Source organism: Microvirga sp. P4_G7 (genome assembly GCF_056401005.1).
Genome location: NZ_JBFUKD010000109.1, coordinates 1 through 8,086 on the forward strand (window position 1 = coordinate 1; position 8,086 = coordinate 8,086).

Below are 8,086 nucleotides of genomic sequence, written 5' to 3' on the forward strand. Positions count from 1 at the left end.
ATCCCACACAGTCAGGCTGGCGTTGGGCTGAACCGACGACGGAAGGAGAAATGGAAACAATGCCAGGCCCACGGTCGATATGATGCCGACGATCGCGGCGCTGGTTCYAAACAGAGCYGTCTTCCAACGCCGGCCCGTCATTCCCAACCACGCCAGCCCGCATCCAACGAGGCCCAGCGCGGGCACAATCATCGTCCACGGGCGAGCCGCGTAGCCGGCCATCCATCCGCCTGTCGCAAGTTCAACCGTCTTGCGGAGCGGGTTCGAAGGTCCAAGTGTGTTCTGCACGCTCGTCACGAGATAGCCGTCGAGACCATACGCGACCCACAATCCGCCGAGGGCGAAGAGGAGCGCCGCCACGAGCGCAGCGCCGCGTCCGTAGATCCGTGCCCGGGCCGCGACCACGCCTTCCGTGCGCAGACCGATCACGGCCGCACCGTGTGCGACAAGCATCGCGACACTGACGATGCCGGCAAGGAGTGCAAAGGGTGTCAGCAGGCCGAAGAAGTTCCCCTCGTACCTGGCACGAAGTGTATCGTCCAACGTGAAGGGGACGCCGAGGAGCACGTTGCCCACGGCAACGCCGAAGATCAACGAGGGCACGAAGCCGGCAATGAACAGGGCGACGTCCCACCATTTCCGCCAGCGCGTGTCTTCGATCTTGCCGCGGAACTTGAAGGCGACCGGTCGCAAGATCAGCGCCACGAGAATCAGCAGCATGGCGAGATAAAAGCCGGAGAAGGAAATCGCATAGAGCGGCGGCCAAGCGGCAAAAATGGCGCCACCGCCAAGGATCAGCCAAACCTGGTTGCCTTCCCACGTCGGACCGACGAGGTTGATCAGCAGGCGCCGTTCGTCGTCGGTCTTTGCGGCGAACGGAAGCAGTGCCCCGACGCCGAGATCATATCCATCGGTCAGCGCGAAGCCGATCAGCAGGACGCCGAGCAGGAGCCACCAGGCCATCCGGAGCGTTTCGTATGAAAGCGGAATGTGTTCGATCATGATGATTGGATCCCGAATGACGTGTCAGCGGTTCGCGTCGGCGGTGGCGCCGGCGGGCACATACGACCCACCCGCCAAACCGTCTTCTAGAAGCGATTTCTCGGTCGGGCCCTTCTTGATGACGCGTATCATCAAGATCAGCTCGATTACGGCGAGCGCAGTGTAGATGATCAGAAATGTGCCGAGGCTGATCGCCAAGTCGACGAGTGTCAGGCCCGAAGCGGCGTAGAACGTGGGAAGCACGCCTTCGATGATCCACGGCTGACGACCATATTCGGCGACGAGCCAACCGGCCTCGATGGCAATCCACGGCAACGGCAGGCTGAGAAGCGCGATCGTGAGCGTGAGTCGATTCTTGCCGAGGCGATGCGTGGTCGAAAGCCAGAAAAAGTACGCGAAGAAGGCGATGAGATAGAAACCTATCCCTACCATCAATCTAAAGCTCCAGAAGAGCACCGGGACGTTGGGAACCGTGTCGAATGCGGCCTTGTTGATGTCCTCCTCGGTCGCGTTCGCCACGTCGTCGCGGTAACGCTTCAAGAGGAGCGAGTAGCCGAGATCCGGCCATGTCTCGTCGAATGTCTTACGCGCGGCTTGGTCATCAGGATTCGACCGCACCGTCTGGAGCGCGGCGTACGCCGTCATCCCGCTCTTGATCCGCGTCTTCGCGTGATCGACCAGTGGAAGGATCCCAGGAACTTCCTGCGTGAGCGAACGCGTCGCGATCAAGCCGAGTGCGTAAGGCACCTGAACCTGAAAGGCGTTCTCGCGGGTTTGCCCATTGGGAACGGCAAAGATGGTGAACGGCGCTGGAGCAGGCTCCGTGTGCCACATCGCCTCCATGGCGGCGAGTTTCATCTTCTGATGCTCTGTCGTCACATAGCCGCTCTCGTCGCCGAGAACCACGACCGAGAGCGCCGAGGCGAGCCCGAAGCTAGCTGCAACCGCCATCGACCTCTTTGCCAGATCGAGATGTCGGCCGCGCAGCATGTAATACGCACTCACCGACATCATGAACATGGCGCCCGTAACGTAGCCCGCGCTCACCGTATGAACGAACTTTGCTTGAGCGACGGGATTGAAAAGAACGGCCATGAAATCCGTAATTTCCATCCGCATCGTTTCCGGATTGAACGTGGCCCCGACGGGATTTTGCATCCAGCCGTTGGCGATCAGGATCCAAAGCGCGGAGAAGTTGGCGCCGAGCGCCACGAGCCACGTGACAGCAAGGTGCGCGACCTTAGAAAGGCGATCCCAGCCGAAGAAAAACAGACCGATGAACGTCGCCTCGAGGAAGAACGCCATCAAGCCCTCGATGGCCAGGGGCGCGCCGAAGATGTCTCCGACATAGTGGCTGTAATAGGCCCAGTTCGTCCCGAACTGGAACTCCATCACGATGCCGGTGGCAACGCCCATCGCGAAGTTGATTCCGAAACAAATGCCCCAGAACAATGTCATCCGCCGCCAGATCTCGCGACCTGTCATCACATAGACGCTCTCCATGATTGCCATCAGAAATGACAATCCGATCGTCAGMGGTACGAAAAGGAAGTGATACATGGCCGTTGCCGCGAATTGCAGCCGCGACAGATCCACGACGGTGAAATCGATCATAGCGTGTGCCTCGTTCGAGCAGGCAAGAGGCCGGCTCACCCTTTGCTCTAGAGGGCGCGGCCGCTCCGTGCTTTGATTATAATCAATGTGCCGTCGGCCCCAAGGGGTCTATCTGTTCGCGATGCCGAGGAACCGGATCAACATGGAGCGGATCGAGACAGACCGAGGGGAAAAAGACGAGCGCCGCCGCCAGATGCGCTGGCTGATGGAACTCGGCCGGACCGTCCGTCCCCTCGCCGCGATCGCAATCGGCGCCCCTCTCTTGGCCGGAATTCTCCTGGTCCTTCAGGCTTATCTGCTTTCCCAGGGTCTCAACGAGGCCATTGTCGCAAACGTTTCGCGCTTGGCCCTGGCGCCCACGCTGATGGCCATMGGCTGCTTGATTTTCACGCGCGCCCTCATGCTTGCGGCAGGTGATTGGGCGGGCGGAAGGGCGTCCGAGGCCATCAAGCTTCGGCTGCGTGAAGGCCTCTTCCGTCGCCTCCTCGCGGAACAGCCAAGCTGGACTTCGGCCCGCCCGTCCGGAGCCCTTGCCGGCCTGATCGTCGATCGCGTGGAGGCAGTGGACGGCTTTTTTGCCCGCTATCTGCCGGCCGTCACAGGGGCGGCTTTCCTCCCTCTGGCCTTCGGAGCCGCCGTCTTGACGGTCGATGTCGTGGTCGGCCTTCTCTTCCTGATCACGGCACCACTTATTCCATTTTTCATGGCGTTGGTGGGCTGGGGAGCCGAGGCCGCCAACCGAAAGCATGCAAGGGCTTTTGCCCGACTTTCCGGTCTCTTCGCGGACCGCCTGCGCGGCATCGTAACGTTGAAACTGTTCGGCCGTACCGAGGCCGAGGCGGAAACGATCGAACAGGCCAGCGAGGAATTACGACAACGGACTCTTGGCGTCCTGAAGATTGCATTTCTGTCGTCTGCGGTGCTCGAGTTCTTTGCCGCGCTCGGCGTCGCCGGCGTCGCACTCTATGTGGGGCTGACATATCTCGGATTGATTGACCTGCGCGTCTCGCCCCTCACGTTGCAGGCGGGCTTGTTCTGTTTGCTGATGGCCCCCGAGATCTATCTCCCGCTTCGGCAAATGGCCGTTCACTATCATGATCGCGCCGCGGCCCAAGCGGCAGTCGCGGAGATCGTGGAGCTGTTCGGCGACCTCCCGGACGTCAGCAGCATGGCCCCGGTGAACGAGAATCGGATTGTCACGCAGCAACGACAGCCGGCAGGGCTCACGTTGAGCGACGTGACGATTCGCGCACCTAGTTCGACTCGCGTCGTTCTCGAACGGATCTCCTTGAGCGTGGCGCCTGGTGAACATGTCGCCGTCTTGAGTGAGAGCGGCTTAGGTAAATCGACTTTGCTCGAAACGATCGCGCGTCTGCGGGATTTCGACGGCCGCATCCAGATCGGCGCCGACGATGTTCCCACCATGTCGGAGGTTCAGCTGCGCCACGACGTTGCCTTCATCGGCCAGCGACCTCGTCTCTTTCATGGAACGATTGCCGAGAATATTCGCCTCGGCCGTCGTGATGCGTCGTCGGAAGATGTCGTTGAGGCTGCGAGGCGCGCTCGTGTTCTGGAATTCACCGACGCGCTGGATGATGGACTTGAGACGATGATCGGAGAGGGCAGCATCGGCCTCTCGGGCGGAGAAGCGCATCGCGTTGCGTTGGCGCGTCTCTTCCTGCGCGACCCTGCGATCGTCCTTCTCGACGAGCCCACGGCGCATCTCGATCAGGAGACGGAAGCACGCGTCATCTCTTCTATCGAATCGTTTTGCGTCGGAAGGACACTCATCGTCGCTACTCATTCCCACAATCTGGCGTCTCGGATGGACCGCACTCTGCGCATTGCAGGCAAGACTTTGCTTTCGACCCCCTTCCCACGCTCGAGCGCGCGCGGCGCGAATAAAGGTGTTGCATGAGGGCGCTGGTGTTCTTTCGTCGTTTCTTTTTCATGCGCTCGGGAGCCTTTGTCGTGGCGCTTGCGTTATCCACCCTGACACTTGCGGCAGGGACGGCCCTGCTCGGCGTTTCAGGCTGGTTTCTCACCGGCGCTGCGTTGACGACTGCCGGCTTGGCCTTCAATCTCTTTGGCCCATCGGCGCTCGTGCGCGGCCTCTCGATGCTGCGTATCGTGTCGCGCTATTTCGAAAAACTCGTCGGTCATGACGCCACCCTTGCTCTTCTCTCGTCTTTGCGCGGTTGGCAGTTTCGCGCACTTGCGCCGCGCGTCCCGTTTCAACGCAACGGTTTGCGCCACGGAGACATCGTATCGCGCCTGAGCGCCGACATCGACGCGCTCGACACTGTCTTTTTGACTGCGGTCAGCCCTCTCTTGTCCGCATTGGCGATCGGATGCTGCGTCACGGCAATCCTTGCCTTCATCCTGCCGCAGGCGGCATCGGCCTATGTTCTCGGGTTCAGCATTACATTGCTCGCCCTGCCCGGCCTATTGGTGATAACGGCGCGGGCCTCCGGCGAACGATCGGCGAGAGAATCGGCTTCCATGCGAATGTGCGTTTTCGATGGGATCGAGGGCCATGCGGATCTTCATGCCCTCGGATTGTCGAACTGGATCAACTCAGTTTTCGCCCAATCCTGTCATGTCCACGCCCGGGCGCGCAACCATCGTGTCATCGTCAACGCCATTGGCGCCGCGTCGTCGCAGGCTCTGGCCGGCATCACGATGCTCTTGGTCTTGTGGTTCGGTCTCGATGCGCTCGACGCAGGCACGATCAATGGCCCATTGCTCGTCGGCTTGCTGCTCGCGGTTCTTGCGAGTTTCGAGGCCGCGGGCGCGGTAGCACGCTATGCCGGACAGTTCGCCGCTGCACAAGCGGCGGCGGCGCGCATTCGAGATCTGTCGACGAGAGCACCTTCGGTTTTCGATCCTGGTGGGCCGCGTGAGTTGCCGCCAGGAAGCCATTTGACGTTCAATTCCGTCAGCTTCGGCTATGAAGCGGATCGCCCCATCATTCGCGGACTCGATCTGTCCGTGTCGGCAGGCGAGCGCATTGCGATCCTCGGACCGAGCGGCAGCGGAAAATCGACGATCTTGCACCTCATGCTTCGTCTGATGGACGTGACCAAAGGTACGGTGCAAGTCGTGGAAACAGATGTTCGGGAGGTGACGCAAGCTACCTTGCACCGGCGCGTCGCCCTTTTGAGTCAACACACCCCGATCTTTCTCGGAACAATTCGCGAGAACCTCCTCATCGGAGATCCCTTTGCGGATGACGATTCTTGCTGGAGGGCACTGGCAGCGGCCCGCCTCGAAAGCTTCGTCAGGATGTTGCCGCTCGGACTTGAAACGTGGCTCGGAGAGGACGGCCGCACCCTTTCGACCGGACAGGCTCGCCGCCTCTGCCTCGCCCGTGTGCTCTTATCGCCGGCGCAGATCATCGCCCTCGACGAACCAACGAGTGGACTCGATCGTGAGACCGAGTTGTCGTTCCTCGAGGATCTCGCGAAGGCGACTGCCGGAAGGACCGTACTGCTCGCGACTCACGCATCCATTCCGGATAACGCAGTCGATCGCGTCCTGCGGATCGAAGCAGGCCAGCTTGTTCCGGTTCAGTAGGCGACGTTGCCGGCCACCGCGGCAAGAAGCCGCTTGTCGACGATTTCGACGGAATGCGATTCCGGCAGGCGAATCAAGCCCTGATTTTTGAGCTTCGTGAACGTTCGACTCACAGTTTCGATGGTGAGACCCAAGTAGTCGGCGATGTCCGTCCGCGTCATCGGCAGGTGCACAGGGCTCTCGTCCTGCCCAAGAGCAGCGGCCCGCGACGACATCACCAGCAAGAACGACGCGACTTTCTCCGACGGCGCGAGTCGACCCAGAATCATCTGGCTCTCTCGCGCCTGGCGCAGCGCCTGCCGTGTCAGCTGATGCAAGCGATCCTTCAAACGCCCATAACGCTCCATGAGCGCATCCATTTCAGTGACGGCGAACGAGCAAAGAACGGACGGAACGACGGCTTCGGCAGTCTGCGAATAGATTTCATCATCGGCGAGGCCAAGATAATCTCCCGGCATCAGAAAGCCGGTAATCTGCCGCCTTCCGTCCGGCAGGGCCAGGGACAGCCGGATCATACCGGAGGTCAACGTATAGGCTCTCCGCCTCGGATCGCCCTCGCCGAAGAGGATCTGATTGGCCTCGAGCTTGGTCGAATCCATGATCCGTTCGAGATCTTGAAGTTCATGGACTTCCAAGGCGGCGCAGACGGCCAGACGTCGCGTATCGCAACCCTCGCACGCATTGCAGGCGCGCCGGGGAGAGATCGTATGGGAATAGACCAGATTCTGCATGGCCTCGTCCTGTTTCGGTGCAAACGCGGGTCCGTTCTGGACCGGCGCCGAACCGTGCCGCGCGCCCTTATAGCCACTTCACCTTCAGGACAAAAGTCGGAGCGTCCACAACGCAGGGCTGCCAGACGGTCGCTTCGCGCCTCGGGTCGATGTACACCGTTCCGAGGGCGGGCTAGTGTTTGCAAGGTTCTTCACATGGCTCGACGCCAGTTTTCCTCGGCCCGCGCGGCACTTTGTCCAAGTCACTGATTGATGACGTTTGCTTGTCTTTTCCGCCAAGTCGGCCTGGTCGCTCTCGCCCTCGCGACGGCCGGTTGCGCTCTTGATCCGGATGTTCCCTTCCTCTCGGCGGAGGTGCCGGCGCGTTTCAAGAACGCCGACGCACGCCAGTCCGGGGACTGGCCGACAGACGGATGGTGGCGGCTTTTGGGATCCAAGGAACTCGATCGGTTGATGATCGGGGCGCGGGAAGGCAACCTCGACACGGCCGCGGCCATGGCACGGATCGATCAGGCCACCGCTCAGATCAAGGTAGCGACGCGAGACCTGATTCCCGGTTTGTCTGCCTCCGGAAACGCAGCTCAATCCTATCAGGGAAGCCGTTCTGGGACGGCAGGCCGGGGCGTCACCCATTCCAGCTCGGCGGCTCTGAGCGCCAGTTACGAACTCGACCTCTGGGGCAAGAACCTGTCGATCCGGCGAGCGGCGGAGGCCAACGCCGCGGGAAGCGAGTTCGATTTGGCGACGATCGTCATCACGACCGATGCGAATGTCGCCAACACGTACTTCCAAGTCCTCGCCCTGCGGCGGCAGCTCGCTATCGCAAAGGACAACCTGGCGAGCGCCCAGATGATCCTCGACGCGGTGAAGGCGCGAGTAAAGTTTGGAACGGTCTCGAATCTCGACGAAGCTCAGCAGGAGAGCCTTGTCGACAACATTCGGGCCAATATTCCGGCCATCGAACTCGATGCGGAACGGACTGTGTATGCCCTGGCCATCCTTCTGGGCCAGACCCCCGGCAGTTTGAAGGTCTCAGGCAACAACCCTGATGCCATCCGGATTCCACGGATTCGCGCCGGTCTCCCTTCGGAGCTCATCGAACGCCGTCCTGACGTTGCGTTCGCAGAGGCCCAATTGGCCGCATCCCGCTTCAACGTTCAGGC

At 61.0% G+C, this 8,086-nt stretch carries 6 protein-coding genes; 3 read left to right on the forward strand and 3 right to left on the reverse strand.

Annotation, left to right across the window (positions count from 1 at the left end; translation table 11 throughout):
• The coding region (cydB, locus tag AC1DT3_RS07395; RefSeq protein WP_477464608.1) for a cytochrome d ubiquinol oxidase subunit II at nucleotides 1-1,002 on the reverse strand (1,002 nt) is incomplete at its 3' end.
• Between the two features lie 24 nt (nucleotides 1,003-1,026).
• Nucleotides 1,027-2,616 (reverse strand): cytochrome ubiquinol oxidase subunit I, encoded by a 1,590-nt coding sequence (locus tag AC1DT3_RS07400; RefSeq protein WP_477464609.1) that lies wholly within the window; start codon nucleotides 2,614-2,616, stop codon nucleotides 1,027-1,029.
• Nucleotides 2,617-2,701: 85 nt separating this feature from the next.
• Here AC1DT3_RS07400 and cydD point away from each other — a divergent pair, with 85 nt between their 5' ends.
• Nucleotides 2,702-4,534, forward strand: a complete 1,833-nt coding sequence (gene cydD / locus AC1DT3_RS07405) for a thiol reductant ABC exporter subunit CydD (RefSeq protein WP_477464610.1) — start codon at nucleotides 2,702-2,704, stop codon at nucleotides 4,532-4,534.
• 32 nt (nucleotides 4,535-4,566) lie between these two features.
• Nucleotides 4,567-6,192 (forward strand): thiol reductant ABC exporter subunit CydC, encoded by a 1,626-nt coding sequence (cydC, locus tag AC1DT3_RS07410; protein WP_477464613.1) that lies wholly within the window; start codon nucleotides 4,567-4,569, stop codon nucleotides 6,190-6,192.
• On the opposite strand, the gene AC1DT3_RS07415 is transcribed toward cydC, so the two are convergent.
• On the reverse strand, nucleotides 6,186-6,923 hold the full coding sequence (locus tag AC1DT3_RS07415; RefSeq protein WP_477464611.1) for a Crp/Fnr family transcriptional regulator: 738 nt from the start codon (nucleotides 6,921-6,923) through the stop codon (nucleotides 6,186-6,188). The two genes, cydC and AC1DT3_RS07415, sit on opposite strands and share 7 nt — an antisense overlap.
• Before the next feature lie 252 nt (nucleotides 6,924-7,175).
• Between AC1DT3_RS07415 and AC1DT3_RS07420 the strand changes: the two genes are divergently transcribed.
• Nucleotides 7,176-8,086, forward strand: a 911-nt coding sequence (locus tag AC1DT3_RS07420) for a TolC family protein (RefSeq protein ID WP_477464612.1), incomplete at its 3' end; no start/stop codon positions are given.

Coding starts and splice junctions, on each gene's coding strand:
- cydC (WP_477464613.1), top strand. CDS start 4,567: ATGCGCTCGGGAGCCTTTGTCGTGGCGCTTGCGTTATCCACCCTGACA.
- AC1DT3_RS07415 (WP_477464611.1), bottom strand. CDS start 6,923: ATGCAGAATCTGGTCTATTCCCATACGATCTCTCCCCGGCGCGCCTGC.